Annotated in this window: 24 protein-coding genes and 1 pseudogene; 6 read left to right on the plus strand and 19 right to left on the minus strand. The window is 53.0% G+C overall.

The genetic code is table 11. The annotated features are described in order from the left end of the window. Positions 1-93: 93 nt before the first annotated feature. Positions 94-888, minus strand: a complete 795-nt coding sequence (gene rpsB, locus KW808_RS09750) for a 30S ribosomal protein S2 (protein ID WP_003861745.1) — start codon at positions 886-888, stop codon at positions 94-96. A gap of 382 nt (positions 889-1,270) precedes the next feature. Between rpsB and KW808_RS09755 the strand changes: the two genes are divergently transcribed. Next, positions 1,271-1,765 (plus strand): M23 family metallopeptidase, encoded by a 495-nt coding sequence (locus tag KW808_RS09755; RefSeq protein ID WP_499652011.1) that lies wholly within the window; start codon positions 1,271-1,273, stop codon positions 1,763-1,765. On the opposite strand, the gene KW808_RS09760 is transcribed toward KW808_RS09755, so the two are convergent. The 4 genes from KW808_RS09760 to KW808_RS09775 form a co-directional block, all read right to left on the minus strand. After that, entirely contained in the window at positions 1,762-2,709 is a 948-nt protein-coding gene (locus tag KW808_RS09760; protein WP_003861750.1) for a tyrosine recombinase XerC, read from the minus strand. The genes KW808_RS09755 and KW808_RS09760 overlap by 4 nt on opposite strands. Before the next feature lie 172 nt (positions 2,710-2,881). Then, entirely contained in the window at positions 2,882-4,066 is a 1,185-nt protein-coding gene (gene dprA / locus KW808_RS09765; protein ID WP_003861752.1) for a DNA-processing protein DprA, read from the minus strand. Next, the gene (locus tag KW808_RS09770; RefSeq protein WP_003861753.1) at positions 4,063-5,586 is read right to left on the minus strand and encodes a YifB family Mg chelatase-like AAA ATPase; all 1,524 of its coding nucleotides are present in this window, start codon (positions 5,584-5,586) and stop codon (positions 4,063-4,065) included. The genes dprA and KW808_RS09770 overlap by 4 nt, the downstream gene beginning before the upstream one ends. Then, a complete protein-coding gene (locus KW808_RS09775; RefSeq protein ID WP_003861755.1) occupies positions 5,573-5,941 on the minus strand; it encodes a YraN family protein in 369 nt (122 codons plus the stop codon). The genes KW808_RS09770 and KW808_RS09775 overlap by 14 nt, the downstream gene beginning before the upstream one ends. Before the next feature lie 517 nt (positions 5,942-6,458). On the opposite strand from KW808_RS09775, the gene KW808_RS09780 reads away from it, so the two are divergent. Next, entirely contained in the window at positions 6,459-6,632 is a 174-nt protein-coding gene (locus tag KW808_RS09780; protein ID WP_003861757.1) for a hypothetical protein, read from the plus strand. Positions 6,633-7,069: 437 nt separating this feature from the next. Here KW808_RS09780 and KW808_RS09785 read toward each other — a convergent pair whose 3' ends face one another. Further along, the gene (locus KW808_RS09785; protein ID WP_231640526.1) at positions 7,070-7,273 is read right to left on the minus strand and encodes a hypothetical protein; all 204 of its coding nucleotides are present in this window, start codon (positions 7,271-7,273) and stop codon (positions 7,070-7,072) included. Here KW808_RS09785 and KW808_RS09790 point away from each other — a divergent pair. The 3 genes and pseudogenes from KW808_RS09790 to KW808_RS09800 form a co-directional block, all read left to right on the plus strand. Beyond that, positions 7,190-7,528 (plus strand): annotated as a pseudogene (locus KW808_RS09790) (hypothetical protein); the annotation flags it as partial. The gene KW808_RS09785 and the pseudogene KW808_RS09790 sit on opposite strands and share 84 nt — an antisense overlap. A gap of 42 nt (positions 7,529-7,570) precedes the next feature. Then, the gene (locus KW808_RS09795) at positions 7,571-7,765 is read left to right on the plus strand and encodes a hypothetical protein (RefSeq protein ID WP_230622952.1); all 195 of its coding nucleotides are present in this window, start codon (positions 7,571-7,573) and stop codon (positions 7,763-7,765) included. 151 nt (positions 7,766-7,916) lie between these two features. Next, positions 7,917-8,153, plus strand: a complete 237-nt coding sequence (locus KW808_RS09800; protein WP_144290590.1) for a hypothetical protein — start codon at positions 7,917-7,919, stop codon at positions 8,151-8,153. 216 nt (positions 8,154-8,369) lie between these two features. Here the strand turns inward: KW808_RS09800 and KW808_RS09805 are convergent, their stop codons facing one another. The 4 genes from KW808_RS09805 to KW808_RS09820 are packed head-to-tail and all read right to left on the minus strand — an operon-like array spanning position 8,370 to position 10,546. Continuing rightward, positions 8,370-8,774 carry a hypothetical protein gene (locus KW808_RS09805; protein ID WP_230622953.1) on the minus strand — a complete coding sequence of 135 codons (405 nt, stop codon included), beginning with the start codon at positions 8,772-8,774 and terminating at the stop codon, positions 8,370-8,372. Next, positions 8,758-9,204 (minus strand): hypothetical protein, encoded by a 447-nt coding sequence (locus KW808_RS09810; protein ID WP_003861761.1) that lies wholly within the window; start codon positions 9,202-9,204, stop codon positions 8,758-8,760. Before KW808_RS09810 ends, KW808_RS09805 begins: the two co-directional genes overlap by 17 nt. A gap of 5 nt (positions 9,205-9,209) precedes the next feature. Beyond that, positions 9,210-9,740 (minus strand): hypothetical protein, encoded by a 531-nt coding sequence (locus KW808_RS09815; protein WP_003861763.1) that lies wholly within the window; start codon positions 9,738-9,740, stop codon positions 9,210-9,212. Positions 9,741-9,745: 5 nt separating this feature from the next. Further along, positions 9,746-10,546 (minus strand): peptidoglycan recognition protein family protein, encoded by an 801-nt coding sequence (locus tag KW808_RS09820; RefSeq protein WP_003861765.1) that lies wholly within the window; start codon positions 10,544-10,546, stop codon positions 9,746-9,748. Between the two features lie 162 nt (positions 10,547-10,708). Between KW808_RS09820 and KW808_RS09825 the strand changes: the two genes are divergently transcribed. After that, positions 10,709-11,539 carry a Rib/alpha-like domain-containing protein gene (locus KW808_RS09825; protein WP_003861767.1) on the plus strand — a complete coding sequence of 277 codons (831 nt, stop codon included), beginning with the start codon at positions 10,709-10,711 and terminating at the stop codon, positions 11,537-11,539. Here KW808_RS09825 and KW808_RS09830 read toward each other — a convergent pair. The 9 genes from KW808_RS09830 to KW808_RS09870 form a co-directional block, all read right to left on the minus strand. Beyond that, complete coding sequence (locus tag KW808_RS09830; protein ID WP_003861770.1) at positions 11,536-11,934, minus strand: hypothetical protein; 399 nt, start codon at positions 11,932-11,934, stop codon at positions 11,536-11,538. The two genes, KW808_RS09825 and KW808_RS09830, sit on opposite strands and share 4 nt — an antisense overlap. A gap of 22 nt (positions 11,935-11,956) precedes the next feature. Next, entirely contained in the window at positions 11,957-12,322 is a 366-nt protein-coding gene (locus tag KW808_RS09835; RefSeq protein WP_144290591.1) for a hypothetical protein, read from the minus strand. Positions 12,323-12,762: 440 nt separating this feature from the next. After that, positions 12,763-13,128, minus strand: coding sequence for a hypothetical protein (locus KW808_RS09840; protein ID WP_144290592.1), 366 nt, complete (start codon positions 13,126-13,128; stop codon positions 12,763-12,765). 408 nt (positions 13,129-13,536) lie between these two features. Next, entirely contained in the window at positions 13,537-13,701 is a 165-nt protein-coding gene (locus KW808_RS09845) for a hypothetical protein (RefSeq protein WP_003861781.1), read from the minus strand. Next, a complete protein-coding gene (locus KW808_RS09850) occupies positions 13,694-14,053 on the minus strand; it encodes a hypothetical protein (protein WP_040072804.1) in 360 nt (119 codons plus the stop codon). Before KW808_RS09850 ends, KW808_RS09845 begins: the two co-directional genes overlap by 8 nt. Positions 14,054-14,064: 11 nt before the next feature. After that, on the minus strand, positions 14,065-16,062 hold the full coding sequence (locus KW808_RS09855) for a hypothetical protein (protein WP_003861784.1): 1,998 nt from the start codon (positions 16,060-16,062) through the stop codon (positions 14,065-14,067). Then, a complete protein-coding gene (locus tag KW808_RS09860) occupies positions 16,052-16,471 on the minus strand; it encodes a phage gene 29 protein family protein (protein ID WP_003861785.1) in 420 nt (139 codons plus the stop codon). The genes KW808_RS09855 and KW808_RS09860 overlap by 11 nt, the downstream gene beginning before the upstream one ends. Beyond that, the gene (locus KW808_RS09865; protein WP_003861787.1) at positions 16,472-18,154 is read right to left on the minus strand and encodes a Gp37-like protein; all 1,683 of its coding nucleotides are present in this window, start codon (positions 18,152-18,154) and stop codon (positions 16,472-16,474) included. It abuts the gene before it with no gap. Positions 18,155-18,166: 12 nt separating this feature from the next. After that, on the minus strand, positions 18,167-19,024 hold the full coding sequence (locus tag KW808_RS09870) for a hypothetical protein (protein WP_003861788.1): 858 nt from the start codon (positions 19,022-19,024) through the stop codon (positions 18,167-18,169).

Genomic DNA, 19,024 nt, shown 5'->3' on the forward strand with positions numbered 1-19,024 from the left:
CCCCACGGCGATGAAATTTTAAAAGTCAAAGTTCCATTGTCGTGGGGGCTTTAAATTGGTCAGCTAACTGCAGAAACTGCAGTTAAGAGCAGCTTACTCAGCTGCAGGTGCCTCTTCAGCCTCAGCTGCTGCTGGTGCTTCCTCTGCCTCAGGCTTTGCGTCGCCTGCTGCATCCTTAGCAGCTGCCAGCTGACGCTCCTCGCGTGCCTTCTTACCCTCTTCCACAGCGGTGGAGATAACGCGGGAAAGCAGTGCGGTGGAGCGGATTGCGTCGTCGTTACCAGGAACTGGGAAGTCAACAACGTCTGGGTCACAGTTGGTGTCCAGGATGGCAACAACTGGGATGTTCAGCTTGTGAGCCTCAGCGACAGCGATGTGCTCCTTGTTGGTGTCAATGATCCACAGTGCGGAAGGCACGCGGGTCATCTCTGCGATACCACCGAGGACGCGCTCCAGCTTGGTGCGCTCACGGGTCAGCATGAGAACTTCGCGCTTGGTGCGACCCTCGTAGCCGTTTTCTGCAGCATCCATTGCCTGCAGTTCCTTCATGCGGTTCAGACGCTTGGAAACGGTCTGGAAGTTGGTCAGCATGCCGCCGAGCCAACGGTGGTTCACGTAAGGCATACCAACGCGGTCTGCCTCAACCTGAACAGCTTCCTGAGCCTGCTTCTTGGTACCAACGAAAAGAACGGTGCCACCGTGAGCAACGGTTTCCTTGACGAACTCGAAAGCCTGATCGATGTAGGTCAGGGTCTGCTGAAGGTCAATGATGTAGATGCCGTTACGCTCGGTGAAGATGAAACGACGCATCTTTGGGTTCCAGCGGCGGGTCTGGTGGCCAAAGTGCACACCAGCATCGAGAAGCTCTCGCATGGTTACGACTGCCATGTTAAGCCCCTTTCTAAGTCTTAGGGTTTCGGTTTTGAAAATTTGTGCAGGTTTTTATCCTGCACCCTAGCGATGGTTTCCCAGGTCAACACCCTAAAACTCGAATGAGCTGTTTGGGACCTCGTTGCTCCGGAGTTGAATGTGTATTCAACGCCACCGCGCGTAGTCAGTAGTTAAAATTATCCCTCACCATGCTTTCAGGCATGATGAAACACAATTCGGACACACTGCTGCCGACAAGTTTACATACTTTGACCTGCAATCCCAAACCCTCCCGCAGGTGCTGTGGATTGTTTCAGGACATGTCTTTTACTACTACCCCAATTGCCCCACTTTCCACAGGGGTCAGATTGTTTGGTGGACGGAGCGCTTGAGTCCAGCAATGCTGAATTTCATGCCCTTTCGACTGATGTGGATTCTGGCCCTTACGTTCATCCTCACCCTGCTCACATCCCCAGCGTTGGCCCACGCTTACGTAAATCCTGCGACAGACAGTGACCGTGCAGGCCCTGTTCTTCGGGGCTTTGATAAGCCCGAGAAGAATTGGCTTCCAGGTCACCGCGGCGTGGATCTACCCCTAAACATTGGAGAGACAGTGTTGGCCAGTGGCTCGGGCACTGTCGCTTTTGCCGGCATCGTTGTTGGAACTCCGACCATTTCCATTGATCACGCCGATGGCGTTCGAACCACATACCAACCAGTTCACGCCCACGTGTCAGTTGGCGAACACGTGGAAGAAGGCGATGCCATAGGCACCCTTGGCCATCCAACCACTAAGTTCCCTGGACTTCAGTGGGGCGCAAAAATAGGTGAAGAGTATATCAATCCCCTATCGCTACTTCCCCGGCCAACCATTCGCCTTAAACCTCTTAACTAGGCACGTGGATGCGCTTTATTAAACGCTTCAAGCAGTCTCTTATTACTGACGTGGGTATAGATCTGCGTCGTTTGCATTGACGAGTGCCCTAATAGTTCTTGAACCTGGCGAAGGTCCGCCCCACCGTCCAGCAAGTGAGTTGCCGCAGTATGCCGCAGCGAGTGTGGTGACAAATGGTCAACGCCAGTGACTTTTGCCGCTCGATCAACAATCCTTCGAACTTGGCGCGCATTAATTCGCTGACCCCGCACCCCAACAAAGAGCGCTTTGGGATCTTCCGTCATCTCATCGCGCACATCTAGCCAATTTCTTAACGCCTTGTGTGCCGATTCCCCGAATGGGACAACGCGCTCTTTATTTCCTTTACCCAGCACTCGTACCATTTTGCGGTCGTAGTCAATGTCTGGAAGATCGATTCCACAGAGTTCAGCAACACGCATTCCCGTGGCATAAAGAAGCTCCAGAATCGCGGAATCACGCAGGAACTCTTCTTCATTTGTGGAAGCTGCATTTTCTACAAAGTCTCCTGCCTGCTGTTCCCCGAGAACCTTAGGAAGATCCCTCGTGATCTTCGGTGAAATGAGTCGGGCTGCTTCATCAGCTTTGAGGTGGCCGTTTTTCTGAGCCCATGAAGAAAACGCCTTGACAGATGCAGTTCTTCTGGCGAGTGTTGCCCTGGACCTTCCCTCATCTACCGCTATACCAAGCCATTGGCGCAGAGTCGGCAGGGAGAAATTGTCGATATCTTCGATTGTGTCGGCCATGGCATAAAGGTCTGATCGATATCCTCGAATTGTTGCAGCTGAACGACCCACCACAAGGTCTAGATGCTCACAGAAATCGTCGATAAGCGTATGCAGCTTGGACGGCGCGTCGGCGCCGGAAATACTAGAAGGTGGCGCGTTCCGCCCGGAACGCGCCACCTTCTTTTTTGACTCACCCATAGTGCTAACCCTAGCGCGATGTCCCCCACAGTTGTGGAGCCACATTGCGGAACCGTCTTCAAGGAACCAGCCCGAACCTTGAAGAAGTTTACTTAGGCTTGCCTCACACACACTATCTTTCGGTTGATGCGGATGCAACTTTTTGTGAAGTTTTTTATATAACCCCCAGGTTTTATGGCATTTCCGCATTTCTCGACCAAGCAGTTCCGTCGCGTTTCACGATTCCGCGCTTGTTCAATGCAATGAGAAGGAAAATTGTTAACTGCAAGGTCAACCCGGCTTCGGTAGCGATACTCGCCGCTTCCCTCCCCTCTCCTCGGTCGTCTAACGCATCAAAAACTCGCAGCTCATTTCTGGTTAAACCCTGTACTGGAGTGGCCGCGAAGTTTAATTCATACTGAGTTTGGCTATCCATTGCACCCACTGCACCCAGAAGTGACCGAACGTCATCTGCACTGGTGACCATTTGTGCGCTGCCGTTTCGAATCCTTTCGTGGCACCCAAGTGATCCAGCAGTATTTACCGGCCCAGGGACCGCCATAGCAATCCTACCTAAACCAGCACACCAGCTCAAAGTGTTTAGCGCGCCTGACCTCCAGGCTGCCTCCACCACGACAGTTCCTTGAGATAGAGCAGCAACGAGACGATTGCGAGTGAGAAAGCGGTGGCGTTGAGGTGGAGTTCCCGGTGGATATTCACTCACCAACGCCCCCTTTCCGGATTTGGCAATCTGGTTGAACAGATCTCGATTGTGGCTGGGGTACGAGCGATCCAATCCGCATGCTGCGATCGCGATGGTGGAGCCTTGTGCACGTACGGCTTCACTATGGGCGACGCTATCAACTCCCAAGGCACCACCTGAGATGATTGTCCACTGATGTGACACAAGGTTTTGGGTGAATTCCCGAGTTACTTCCGTGCCATATTGGCTTATTGCCCTGGTGCCCACGAGTGTGACGGACTGTGCACTGAGTGTTCTGAGATTTCCTCCCCTAATCCACAACGCATGCGGTGGCAGCGCATCATCTTGATAGGTACGCACATGATCACTCATGCCAGAAGCGGCAAATCCAAAGGCATGGTCTAATTCTTCCATCGGCCATTCGTCGTCTTCAGGTGTGATGAGCCGCCCACCGAGTTTGGCGATAGTTTCCAGATCAGTTTGCGCGGTATCAATCGAGTACCGGGAATCGGTGTTTTTCAGCAGACCTTCGCCAATCCACTCTTCGCGGTGTTTAATACCAAATGCGATCCGCTCTACATCATGACCTTCTTTCAGGAGCTTTTGCAGGTGTGCATTGGGCCCCTCCACCACTTTTGAGAGATACGCCCATGCCAGCAAGCGGGAGTCAATCATGCTGCTACCTCACTGTATGTAGTGCCCCGAAGCTCCATGGCTCGCGCAATATGGTCAAGATTGGGCTGCTGTTCCCCATCCAAATCGCACAAGGTCCAACCCAGTTTTATGGCCCGATCGCAGCCACGTTGGGAGATTGCTCCTTCCGCCAGGAACGCGCCGAGGTACACCATGGCGTCTTCTGTTGCGGCAAAATTCCTCCGCAAGAAGTGTGGATCTACGTGTGCATTAACAAGATTTCCCAGTCCAGAACGGCGCCATCGGAAAGCTGCCCTCTCACGAGCTTGTGCCACCCGATCAGCAATGGGAGCAGACGCCTCAACGTCATCACTACGCAGCACTGCACCTTTAGAGTGGGTGGCAACAACCATGTCCAAGCGATCCCTCAACGGACCCGAAAGATTATTAAGGTACGTCGCGCGAGCTGAGCCAGAACAGACACATTCTTGAGGCTGTTCTGCACCGCATCTACACGGATTGGCCGCGAGGATGAGCTGGAACTGTGCGGGGAAGGTGACATCATGGCGGGATCTGATGATGCGGATCGAGCCGTATTCCAATGGAGTCCTCAAAGAATCAAGGATTGACGCTGGAATCTCACTAACCTCATCCAGGAACAACACACCATGATGCGCCAGGCTGATAGCACCCGGAAGAGGAGATCCCGAGCCACCTCCGAGCAGAGCAGCCTTGCTGACATTGTGGTGTGGGGAAATAAACGGAGCCCTCGACACCGGCCCTGAAAAGGTTCGCCCCACAACGGAATGCACTGCCGTCGCCTCGATCATTTGTTGGGGCGACAGTTCGGGAAGCAAGCTGGGAATCCGCTCGGCGATCATGGATTTTCCAGAACCGGGAGGGCCAATCATCAGCATGTGGTGACCACCGGCAGCAGCTACTTCTGCAGCAAACCTAGCTTCTGGTTGTCCCACCACATCACGCATATCAGGCAGTTTGAGGCTATTTTCATCATTGAATAGTCCAGGCTGAGGCAACGCCTCTTCCCCATCAAGCCATCGCATGACCTGGTCGATGGAATGTGCCAAAAAGACTGAAGGATCCTCAACCAGTCCTGCTTCTTGGGCATTTCCCTCCGGGATCACAATCTTGCCAATACCTTCCTCCTTCGCGGCCAACAGCGCTGGAAGAACTCCAGTAACAGGGAGCAAGGTTCCATCAAGCGCCACCTCACCCAGAAATAACGTGTTCTGCGCATGAAACATCGCTTTGGGGTTAGAGCCATGGGCAATGAGAACTGCAACGGTCATCGCGAGATCACACTGCGAACCTTGTTTACGCATGGAAGCCGGCGAGAGGTTAATGATCACTTTGGTCTTTGGCCACATCAAGCCACTGTTTTGCACCGCAGTTTTAATACGATCCCGAGATTCTGAAATGGCAGTATCTGCTAATCCAACAATGTAGGTACCAGGCAATCCTGGGCCAACATTAGCCTCCACACGAACGATTTTTGCCTGCACACCTAATTGCGCAGTGGATATAGTTCTACCGAGCGCCATGTTCCACATCCTCATAAACAGTGATCTCTGGGCGCCCCGTGTGCGGATCCAAAACGATTGCCACCACATCAAAACGAATCGGAGTATAAGGTTTACCCTCCAGCCACAGTGCAGCTGCACGCCTCATCCGCAACATTTTCTGATTGTTCACAGCCGCTGCTGAATCAAAAGCCGACCCCCGCCGAGTCTTCACTTCTACAAAAACAACAACTCCGCTTGCCAAGCGAACAATGAGGTCAAGTTCGCCACATGAATAGCGAACATTTCGATCTAGCAGCGTTGCTTGATCATCTAAATATTGTTGTAGCGCAACATCTTCCCCGAACGCGCCCAGATATTGTTTTTGTGTTTTCATCTGTCCCCCACGATTGTTTAAAAGTCTGATTAAGCTGTGCTTTCAGATTCAACGTGGTTTTATCGCGGGCTTCAAACATCTCCAGTCCTCACCTGTGGATAACCAGTCCCCATCCAGGGTTGTCCACAGGCTGAGCCCACTAAGGGTTGACAAAAGACGCATTCGATCAATCTCGAATACGTCTTTTCAATAAGCAATCCCGCCCAATCAAAGCAAGATCAAAGCAAGATCAAAGCAAGATTGAGACGGGATTAATGTGGGATTCCCTAGTGCATAAGCTCGAGCCAAACAATTGAATATCCCATTGTCCAGCGATTTTAAACCTAAGAACTACTCAGGCATGATGATGTCTGGCGTCTTCGTGCCGGGTTTTTACACGCTGGGAAAAGGCAAACATGCAGGTCACAGGCGTTCACTACGTTCGCCATGTTCGCCATATATGGCGAGTTTTGAAACTCCTGCGGGATTATTGCGGGATCGCGGGAACCTTTTCCGGCGTCCCGCAGTCTAACCATTCATGACCATTTTTCTAGACGCTGACGACCGACACTGGATCGTCGCCCGCACACGAGCGGAGCTGGCCGAGACGCTGCTCTCTATGCTCAACATCGACAATGACGCACACTTACTCCGGCTTGCTGCCGCCTGTCTGGATTGCGAAGAAGAAGCGGTCATGTGGGTAGAGACATAAAAAATTGCCCCAGCAGGCAACTGGGGCAATTTTTACTTAGATTTCGACTGAGTGGTCGGCTTTCGAGTTTATCTAAAGCCAAACTCTGGTTTTGGATATTCCCGAAAGTACCGGTCTGGGTCGGTACGCAGCAGCCTAATTCGATCGGAATAAAGAGCATTCGTTGACTTTCGCCTAGCGTTCATGGAATCTCCTCTCTTGACATTGATGACTATCTAACTTCATTATTTCACTAATAAGGCAATTTAGGTTCTCAAAATATAAAGGGGGTTTGTCAACCGCAATCCCCCCTCTTCGAGATTGTTGTTCGCTCTTCCAAGAGATCACAATACAATTATGTTCATCGCCTGACGATAGCTTTTTATCCATCGCAAATTTCCCCCTGCCCGCCTATGAAGGAACCCCCAATGGAAAATACATACCAGCAGTTTCACCAATCAGACGCTATAAGAGACCACGTATTCCCTATCGTCGACACGAGTCGAGGCAAAGTAGAATTCCTGGGAACCGGCTTCATAATCGGGCAGCGAAACTTCGCCCTTACCGCGGGACATGTAATCGAACACGCGCTCGAACCAGCCGCCCTCTTCATCGTCGAAGGCGGATGGTTGCTCTTTAGTATTTGCGCACAGGAATCCCACCCCCATGAAGACCTAGCCCTGATTGAGCTCACTCCTCCAACCGCGGAAACCAACTGGACAACGTTTTTCTCCTTTAATCACAGAGACACCAGATCGTCCCTCACATATCACTTATGGGGTTACCCAGAAGACGCAGCGATAGAGTTACTGAGCCTTGGGCAAGGGATACGCCCAGATTTGGTTTATAGCACAGGGCATGTACGGCGCAGATTAAGCGGGGTTCCACTTCCTGCCATACGAGGCTCACAATTCATAGAAGTTAGTGAAGTTGCCGGGGCTGGATGCTCCGGTAGTCCCTTGTTCAACTCTTTCGGAAACAGCAACTGGGATTTGTGCGCCGTCTACGTAGGAGAACGCATCAATGATCGATCCACAAGTGTGGGGTACGCCATCGTGTTGGATCAGATCGCAGAATGGGTTCCCGAACTCCTGGGCCACCCATTGGAGAAAGAACTCAACAATCCGCATCCTCGATGGTCAACACCCCTGTAGGAAAGTCCCCAACACGTAAATGTGAGAGGCGCTAATCGTCATGAAAAACAGGTTAATCTTTGGGTTTGACCTGTGGTTCAATGCTGTTTTCCAAGCGTAAATAGACTGAGAACCACTCCAATGAATTTAAGCTCCCACTACTATCGAGGTAATGGAAGCAATCATTAATCGTCTAGCGCTTCTAAATCAGTGCGATGTTGCTGAGTCCATTCAACATCAATCAAGTGTGGCGGTGGATCAGAAACCCACGGGGTTAATGTCCTATCAGGATCATGCATATCCCTCCCAACAATCCGAACTTGCAAATAGCTCACGTGATCATCAACCCGGTCAAGCGCTTTATGGGCAATCCTCTCAGCTCAATCACCACGATGATCAGCACGCGTGACTTTCTCCTCCATCTCGGAAAGTCTGGTCTGGATCGCTGCTTGCTGCTCCATTAGAGTTTTTACCTGTGTGACCAACGTCGAGATCTGATTTCGATATGCAGTCGCAATCGACGTGACATGGTTACTCTGGTTGCGTACCTATTTCTGGATCACAGCCACTTCCACCAAAACGAGAAGAAGTCCCCACCCGGCGCATGGCCAAGTGGGGACAGATTTCAATCATCTACAACAGGGGGTGGACGACGAGGCCGTGGGGACTCCAACAGCTTGTGGAACTTCCCCCAATCAAGATCCTGAGGAGCCTGATTCGAGAGGTCACCACGCTTCCACTCAGAGACCGACTCCCCCCAATCGACAACCTGGACCAGAGCATGCCGCAACTCCGTGTTGACACCACGCTCGGCCCACAGCTCATCTTCCAACCAATCAATGCGCCGGCGGTCATGCAACTGCGCTTGTTCAAGCCGGTCCAGGTGCTCACCAAGCCGTTTCACGTGAGCATCATCAGAGGTGGCATCGACCTCCATTTTCCTACCTGAACGGTTTAGAAGGTTTTGGAGGATCCCGAGTAGCCCCGCTGCCAAAGCAAGTAGCAGAGCATTTTCAGTCCATGGGGGCATAAGCATCACCACCCTGGACCGCACGAACGCTCGCCACCTCACGGCTCATGATCCACCCAGATAGCACAGCAAACGCTGTCAACATGAAATAATTCACGGCACTTACCCAACCACGAGAAGCATCAGCCAGAAGAAAAGCCACCGCCCAGATCCCCAATGTCATCGTCGAGATCACCGACCCCCACTGCCTCATCCCACGAGCAAGAGCCTTTGATCGAAGCCCGGCGCGCGGTGGCACTAGACCACCAAGAACGAGAAGTGTGGCCACCACAGTCCAGGGGATCCACAGTGGCAGAATCTCATGGACCTGTTGAAGCTGAGGAGGTGACGTGGAAGCATAGGCCGCCACTCTCGTGACCGCGTAAGCCGCCCACGTCAATGCTGCAACGCGTGGCGCAGCCCGCGATAGTGCCGATTGCCAGCCAGCCATGACGATTACTCCGCAACCCGGTGATCGCCTACATACTCATCTGCGTAGGCATGATCCAAGCCCTGTCCAGTCAGGCCGGCAGTCGCAGCGGCTGCCTCCACCCGTGCCTGCTCCACGATGTCTGACCCGTCCAAATCAACCGACACGCCAGTCGCCCCTTGGATCCACTGCTCAACACGAGAAGTCGACTCCGAACGCACCTGCTCAACACGATCCTGGACAGTCTCAGGAAGCTGCTCCAAAAGCTCCTGCACCTTATTCAACACCTTGGAAGAGTTCGTAGGCGTCACACTGTTCGGAGTCTTACTGATCTTCAACGCCGTCAACACATAGCCAATAAAGGCAACAGCACTAACCACATAGCCTGAGTAATCAGACGGGATGAGCAAGTGATCCAACCCGTAAGTAAGACCAGCAGCCACAACAGTCAGCACACCACCGACAATCACCACCCACGTGTTCGCCTTCGTCTCACGAGGAGTCTGCTCAGCCTGGATCTCCTCCAGGGCTCGGCTCACAATGCTTCGAGTATCCATGGTCTTTACTTCCCCTCCCGATCAGCCTTGATCGCTTCATCCCGGATCTCATCTGGATCCTTACCCTGCGAACGCAGAAGCTCACGCAGATACACCCGGTTCTCCCACGACGTTGCATCAATGAACCGCACAAGGTCGGTGAGTAAAAACGAGCGCGCAGGATTAATGACCGATTGCAGAGGCGTCACTAAAGTCGTGACACCTCGCCGGACAATGTCCAATGCGGTTGCGGATACTCCAGTAAGTTCAGCCATGATTGTTCCCTCCTCGGCGGGTGCAGTTGCAGTGCCGCCATTGATTTCTTCATTGACATACCGCAGGAAAACGTCCCACGGGAAGTTAGGGCCAGGGTCAGTGTGATCCGTTGATCCCCAAGCTCTAGTGGCGTCGTGCGTCGTGATTCCAGGAAGCCCAGCGACACCGACATGTCGAACAGGCCACCCAAATTTCTTGCACCACTGCGCAACCTCCCACGCACCATTGCGAAGCATGGCGTCCTCTGCCAACCACTGCGCACGAGTCATCGACGCACGTGCCACAAAAGACAAGTGCATGAGTAGAGTGTTGCCCTTATTTCCGGTCGACCACGTGATCCAGTCAGCGGTGTTCTCTCGGAGGATTCCCTTTCGGTCAGCCAAGGTGTTGTAGCTACCTGACTGAGTATTCAGCTGGTAGTTTGCGACGTTCTCAGCGGGCGTACTCGGGTCATTTTCGGTGGTGTGAATACACACACCAATGAGATTTGCTGTGCTTCGTGGGCCACCGAAGAGGAACTTCGATGTCCAGTCTCTGATCGTAGGTGCCATCGTGGCACCTCCTTCCTTATTGTTTGTTGCATGAGAAAACCCCGCACCAAGTGGGTACGGGGTTGATGTATTGGGGTAGCAGACACAAAACTTACTACCCGAGGAAACTAATCTGATTAAATAGTCACAGCTTTATACCTCATTCCTGAAAGGAACCTCGTCATGAAAAAGACGACCCGGGCACTCACCCTCCTCGCCGCAGTGAGCCTTACCTTCGGCAGCGCTATGACAATCGCTCCGTCAATGGCAATTGCTGTTGAAGCCCAAACGATGGCCGATCAATACGAGCCCTACGCACAAGACTTAACCTTTAATCGGACAGATGAAAGTTATGGACACACTTACTTCTACAATGACGACGAAATGCCTGAAGGAACGACATTTCATCTCCTCGATGCCAATATCAAAGACAACTTAAGAGATCATAACGGAGTCCTATTCTCATTACACTATTCTCAAAGCTGGAATACAAATACGAGCAAGTGGGAATACCATCACAATTTGGCAGCGCAACAATCTAACTCAGTCAGCTACAAGGATGGTGGAAACACCACAACTGCTCGAGTCCTCGTACAGTACCCTGACGGCTCACAAGACATTGCCGAAGTCCAAATCACCATTTTCCCGACCCTGGCTCAAGTCAAAGCATCTACTTACAGCGATACCCAGCTGATCCTTGGAGAAACCAAAACTATCTCACCAACGATCAACAGCACCCGCGCAAAGGGAACTACATACACGTTCATCCAGTCAGAAAACCTCACGAACTTACGTGAACAGGGATGGGAATTCTCCATTGATAATTCAACTGGACAGATCACCACTACAGCGCCAGATGATTGGGCATACGCTGCACTCGAAGTCCTGGCCCTTTACCCAGACGGCACTTCACAAGCAGTGACAGCAAAATTCAACGCCGCACCATACGAAGAGCCATATGTCCCAGAAGAACCAGCTCCTTCTGACCGTTCCTTCGGTTCCTCTTCCTCCTAACCTCCTGCGGTTTTGCTTGGTGTAGGGATGCACATCACCGAGCCAGTGACATGCGGCTCGGTGATATTTCCTACCCTCCATAGGCGGATTACGAGATCATCGCCAGGGCTAACAGAGATACGTCCCATCGTTTGCTTCGTTTCCCCATCAGGTGGTGTGCCTTGAGGAATGTTTTTGATCGGAATCGACTGCCACCCTGTCGACGAAAGGTAATGGCCGGCGAGAGTGACGCCCTCAAATCCTGGCCAATCCACAATGATTTGCCAAAGGCCAGGACTTAATTGGACTCCGTATCGCGGGTATCTGCCTGAGCGTTGCTCCTCTGGGATAGTGAACGTCGACCCTTCACCATCGTTGAAGAACTGGACTGCGAATGGATCCACAAACTCACTCACGACGCCACCGCCACTCTTGGAGCTACTCCTGGAAGTCGAACGGCACCACTATGAAGCTCGCATACAGTCCTGCGTCTATTTCCGCTTGGGTGAATCCATAACCCGTGACCTGTAGCGCTGCTCCTTCGTGAGCAAGCATTAGTTTCGGCATGGCTAGGTTGTCTGTGCTTGAGTCCCACAGCACAGTTGAGGTTGCGCCTTCTTGGTGGATAGCTGCCACTAGAATGCGTTTTTGGCTGGGCCATTCCCCGCTGATCATCAGCCTTCCTTGGGGTAGTGCTGCCCGGTTCCATTGGCCTTGGGTGGGGCTTCTGAACGGGGTGAGGAAAGCTACTGATGATGTTGAATTGGCTTTGAACGCGACCACGATAGGCTCTGACAAGGTCATGCTGCCACCACCCAAATGAGGTGAAGCTGTGAAGGCTTACCCCCCCCCCCGCTCCTACGGGTGGGCCAGGAATCACAGTGACAGCAAGATGATACTGATTGTCAGATTCCTCAGAATTGCCAGAAGCCCATATCACATAACCTTCTGCTCTCGTTGGGACAGTCATAAATGCGGACTCCCCAGCATTCAAAATACGTATAATATTTGAATTCACAGAATCTGGGGCACGTAGTCGAATGTATATGGTCTTTACACCTTGCCATTCAAACATCACACGATTAACCCCTTCTGGCAGAAGGAACTCTCGGCTGTAATTGCCCGTTGTCATATTCCTCTGATTCGGCGGGATAACGAGGGCATTATCAGACCGTGATGAATCAGGGTGCATGGTGAAGTTCATTGGCTCAAAAACACTCATGCTGCCACCACCTTTGCGGTGTTTACTCGCTGAATGGTGTGGGCACTACTGTGATGACCAGCTCGGCTTCCTCGCCAGCTCCGATTGTCGATGGTAGTGCGCGGATTACCTCGCCTTGCTGCGGGACAATATTCATCACGGTGGCTTGGCCGGATTTCGTGGCTAAAATAGATAGCACCTGACGGCGAACGCCGTGTAGATCTTCCAGGCTGATCATAATAGTTTTTTCCACTGAGCATCGCCACGTAATCATAAGAGTCAATGATGCCTCTGGCACCCACGCTCTTGTGCCTGATCCGCGACCATTGGTGAGCAAAAGCCAATGCTGCGAGGCATTGGCCGAATTGTTTGTCATGCGGATAGCGAACGGCTCTAGAAACTCGCTCACAACGCCCACCACCAAACAATGAGGGAAGGCTGTAGAGGCTTACCCCCCCCCCGCTCATTGGTATGACGGTTACGGTTATGCGGGTGTTGGCCTGGTCGTTCGTGTTTGGTATGCCAGAAAGATTAATCCACATTTCCGCTCCACCTTCTGAACCGATAGTGAAAAGCAGCTGCCCGGACGGGGGAAGGGTGCCAACAATTTTGTCCGCTGATGCCCACGTGCGCCGAAACACTACCTCACCAGAAAAGCGGGATTCAGAAGTGAGTCGAACCATCATGACCCCTGGGTTTAGCCACACGCGGTGCACTGGGTCGGATACGCCTGTTACTTGCCAGTCTGGAAGAACCATGGCTACCGTATCGTTCCACTGGGGGCGCATAACCACCGAATAGGGTTCCACAAAGTCAGTCACGGTGTCCTCCCCTCAAGCACTGCGATACGTTCACTGAGTGCGCTGACAGCTTCTGCCAGGATTTTGTTCTGGCGCGCCACTTCCCCCACCGCTTCGCAGGTCTTGGTCACCGCTTGAGAAAGCGCGGGAATATCGCCGGTGCGGATTATCGGCTCACTCACTTGGCACCTCCTCCGGCTCGATCTCCTGCCAAGCTTCATCGACGCCTGGCTCACCCGTGGCCACATCCTGAGAGATGTTCGCCCACCGCTTGCCCAGGTGCGTGACCTCAAAACCCGTAGGGTATGCCGCAAAGTCTGCGATAGGGTCCACCCACACGATCACGCCATCGTGTTCCTCATGCGGTGCAGCACTGTGATAGATCTTCGCGGCTTCATTGCGTTGCGCGAACACTTGCGGTTCCAAGTCGATCGCCTTCTTGCGGTCGACCACCGCGTTCAAAGCCGCAGCGATATATTCCCTCGGAATCTTCTTGGTGGCCTCAGCCCACGCATCAAAATCAAAAACAGCCATTATTTCCCCTTTTATGTAATGTCGGAAGTGTCACTAGGAGCGTCAACCCAACCAACGGAAATTTCAGAATTGCGCATACGTCGCTGATCAGCACCTGACGCGCCAGCCCACGCCTGGAAAGTAACTTTCTCATCAACCGCCAAAGTGAGATTTACGCGGATTGACTGCGTACGATACCCGTCCTGACCTGAGAAAAGCGGGCCAATACCGACCTGCTTAATTTCCTGCACAGTTTGAACCGTGCCACCAACCTTCTGCCGGATAATCTTCACACCATAAGAGTCATTACGTGTCGTCGCATCCCAACCAGCGCGGAAGTAAATTTCATGCTCACCAGCGGTCTTAGCGGTAAACACGCCGCTAGTAAGATTGTCGGGCGTGTCAGATACTGGCATATTGATCCACGTATCCCGAGTAGACGGCACCCACCCAGACACTGACGGCGGATTGGCGAGACGTGGGACGCCCGGCCTAATCGTGTATTGCAGCGTAGCTGAGGATGTAGCCGTATCCAGCAGGAACTCTCGGGACGCAGCACTCACAGTGCCACCCTCGATAACCGGCCCGAAATCACCAGAACGGTGAACGGCGGAATGGTAAATCCATTCACCCACCCAGCCTGGCTTAGCTTTCAGTTTTCGCTTACCAGATTCAAAGGTGACTAGCCAGTGAGGATTATTCACCGACGCGACTTTCGTAGAGTCAGCTAAAAACATCACGCGAGTAACATACTGTTGCAAGCTTTTCAGCGCGTCCGTATTCGCACGAGTCGCAGCGTCCTGAGCTTCGTTACGCGCCGCTTCGGCAGCTACAGCTTCGGCGTTAGCCTGCTGTGCTTTCTCATTCGCAGTTGTCGCAGCAGCCAACGCACTAGCATTCTCACTAGCTGCATCCAGCGCTTTCTGAGTCGCAAGCGAAACCTGTTCAATCGCCTGGCTATTCATCATCGTGGCAACACTGGCCTGCGCAGCAGCACTACCAGCAGCACGCACACCACGAGACAAGCTGGCATTAATGTCAACCTGAATAGCTTGCGCAGCAGCCAGCTCAGCAGCAGCATCAAGCGCCGACTGAGCAGCACCAGAAGCAGCTGTAATCGCCTGCCCCTGGGCAGTCAGCACTTCACCGTGGTAGCCCACGATCTGGACAAGCTTGGTTTGTACTTCTTGTGCATCGGCTTCAACGTCGATCTGCACACCCTGCGCAGCAGCCAAAGCAGCAGCAGCATCAGAAGCATGCCCCTGCGCTTTCGTGACCTCCGCTTGCCCATCAACCACAGCTTGATCAACAAGAAGCTTCGCGGCCTGCACATCTTGATTGAGCTGGTCAGCCTGATCAGCAGCAGCCAGCGCGTCAGCGGCGTGCCCTAGCGCGCTCGACGCATACCCCTGAGCGGACTCAGCATAGTCCCTAGCCTGGTCAACATACTGCTGACCCTCAAGAACAATCCCCTGAATCGCCTCATTCGCTGCTTGCGCGTCCTGAGCAGCAGCCTCCGCAATCGAAAGAGCATTCTGAGAATGCGACAGGGCGGTCTCACCCAAAGCCTGCGAATTCGCCAAAGCGGTGTCCACAATGTCGAAACCCGGTTGCATGGCCGCTTCAAGATCAGCTTCAATCGGTGACCAAATATCCGGCAATGGTTCCGGCGGTGGAGGAGACTCCTTACCCCAAAACTTGTTCCAAACGTTGCTCACAATGTTGACCGCACCCGTGATCAACCCAGTCACACCATTGATAGCCGTCTCAATAATCGTCGAGCCGATCTCAATGACCCCACCGATGATGACGGAACCTAATTCGACGGCGCCCTCAAGAATCTTGCCAACAAGATTAACCGCCCCACCAAGCAGCCCACCGAGCAGATCAAGAAAGTTAATCTTCAATCCGCCAAAAGAATTATCAATACCGCCCCGCATCGCGAGCTTCGCAGACTCCTCAGTCATAGACTGCAAAGAGGAAATGCTTGCCACATCCTCCGGAGTCGACTTACCCGGATCAATCGCCATGACTACTCACCTCCGCAACATCCTGCTCAGGGCCAGTCACCGCCGCCGGAATGTAGCCTTCCTCCTGAAGCTGCTTAACAACCTCACGCTTCTCAGCAATCGAAAGCCCAGAGATAGACGGTGCAGTTTCCTCCGGAGTAGGAGACTCACCCATCTTCACCCACCGACCAGACCCCGCGTAAAGAGCACTCGACTTCTGTGGCGGTGGAATATATTTGACGGTCTGCTCCTCCGGATGAAAACGAGCACCCGCATCATACAGACGCTTCGACCACTTCCTCGCCCACGCAGGAGGAACCAACATCGGTGCTTGCTCTTCCATGCCGGGCAGCGCGGTCAACATCCAGAGGAACATCTCCTCCGGATCTTCAAGGTTGCATTCATGTTGTAGCGGAATTCCACCTGCCATTTATGTCAGTCCTAACGCAGTTGTCGCTGAAGTCAGCTTTGTAATTTCACGAATAATCCGATCCAAACCAGACTCACCAGAGCGTGGATCACCGAGCTCAATATCCCAGCCCATAGAGTCCCGATCCCAAGCAAAAGTCAGACTAGAGACCTGCTCAACCACCATCTCCCCTTCAGGTAAACCGATGATGGTTGAAGCGATTCGGTCACCTAAGAAGAAGTGGCCCTCGCCGTTGTCCCCGATGAACCACGGCGCACCATCACGCACACTGAGCTGATGAGATACCCGCTCACGTGTATCCCAAAAACCCGCGCGCATCGCAATGATCGACGACAGCGTATAGGCACGATCAGATCCACGAGCAAAATACTCGTCATAATGCGACCAACCAGATTCCATCGACCTGCTCGTCGATTTAATCGACATGAACGCCGCGATCGTATCCTCATAAATTGGCCTAAGCAGAGTGTCTGCGATTGTGCCGGCAGATGGTACGAAGGCGAACGTTCCGATGATGTTGCCGACCAGCTGCACCGCCGCCGAGATACCTTCATTGACACCTGGTGCTGAGTGTCCGCCTCCCACAACCTGTACGGCCTGGGAGGGTTCCCACACAAACTCGGCGGCTTCAACACCTGTAATAGAACCATCACGGTAGGTGACATACGGGCGTTGTGGGACGGTTCCTAGCCAGCCTGCGATGCCGTACTCAGGCACTGTCTCAGGGACAGCGATCATGGAGTCAACGTTGTCGACGCCATTTCCTGCGATCGTGGTAATCGTGTTCCAGATACCAGAGAAGATATTTCCTCCAGCTCCGTGACCGTCTTCTGACCAGCGTCCGGATTTATCGACGATGTCAATCACTAGCGTGCCGTTACGGAGATTCGCAGTTGGATATGGTGGCGGGTCACCGGTCAGCCAGCGCCGAGTCGTGACCATAAGCTCTGCATCTGACAGTGTGTCTTCGGCCATATCATGCCACGTTTTAAATCGCGATGAAGCGATCGTCCACGGCGTTGAATCCAGCAAAAGCGACGACGGCTTGATAACTTTCGACCACGAATTCATATCCCATGAACCAAACCACTGGCTAATGTCCAACGGATCATCCGGCAACGCCCACAAAGAGTTTTCCGTACGGATAAGGTTCATCATCAGCATTGCTTTGAGAACCCACCTTGATGGTCCGGCAAGCATCGACACGCGAGGAAACTGCACAATTGCTGGTAGGAAAGGATTCGACCACATGAGGATACGTTTAACTTCCTCGTAATCCTCCAAGAACGGCATCACCAAAAGGCGCTTACCGTCTTTATCCTTGGTTAGGCGTGCGCGACGAAGGCGACCACCCCACCGCGCACCATCTTTATCCACCGTGACGTGCACATTTTTCTTCCGGCTCTTGTAGTCAAGAACCCACCGAGAAATATGATGATCGGCCGGCAGTACAAGTTCCCCAGCACCGGTGTCGTTCATCTTCCATGAGAAGCTACCGGAAATCTCGCCATGCACTGTGCCAATGAATTTCCAGTCGCCATCCCAGATACGGACTTTAGGTTTTTCCCTGCGCTTCGCAATCCGTTGATCACGTTGGCCTTGAGCTTCCTGCCAAATCTCCTCAAGCCGTTGGTGTGTCTCAGCGTCCAGGCCAAGCGTTGGATCATCAATGAGTACAGACAATTTTATACCTCCCTAGCTTGAATCTCCGCCACGTGGTCGACGCCAATTCCTCGTCATACGAACCATCACTGAGGCACCTGCCTGCCCACCGGACACTTTCACCGGAACTTGAGTTGGCGGGGTATGCGGCGGAATTGGGAAAAGGAATTCGACGCCACCGAAACGGCCAGCAATATTTGAGCCATTCGCAGACACATAGGACTCATTCGCCGGGTAAGTATCAATAGTGAGTGCTTCCCCACTGCCCAAAGTCGGCGTGGTGATAACGCGGTCGTGCCACTGATCATCCCGCCACGAAAAATCAGGCAAAGACCACTTTCCCGGCGCGTCACACACCCAAAGTGGGTATAGCCAAGTATCAGTCGGATTCGTCACTGTGACAAAACCAGAGCTATTACCGTTCGTGGATGTGAAGCCTGATGCTTCCGCTTCACCAACCCAGCGTGGCCACCCAGCACGAGCCTGCACAACCAAACGTGTGTAGTGATCCTCACCGGGGTCAGTAGTGCGAACATTCACCGGAGTGTCAGTCAACCTGAGCTTCAGCTCGCGCTGACCAGACTCACTGATTGCCACGAGTGAAAACTCACTATCAGGATCACCTAGATCATTTCTGAAAAGGGAATCTGCGTGCGCCCACTCTGCATAGGTTTCACCACGAATACCGATCGGCAGGATCACATCCAGCGGCTCAGTGCGGAACCCCACATAGGTGGCACCCTCCTGGAAAGCCCCTTGCATCCATACGGATTTGATTGGCGCTTCCCATAAACCATCGGCACCTTCTAACAGGGCTACGCCTTCAGCCCCGGCGCTTGCACCGTGGATGTGCCACACCCTGCCGGTGGAAGAATGCAACTGCAAATCCAC

This window comes from [Brevibacterium] flavum, from assembly GCF_019317305.1.
Classification (GTDB): Bacteria; Actinomycetota; Actinomycetes; order Mycobacteriales; family Mycobacteriaceae; genus Corynebacterium; species Corynebacterium glutamicum.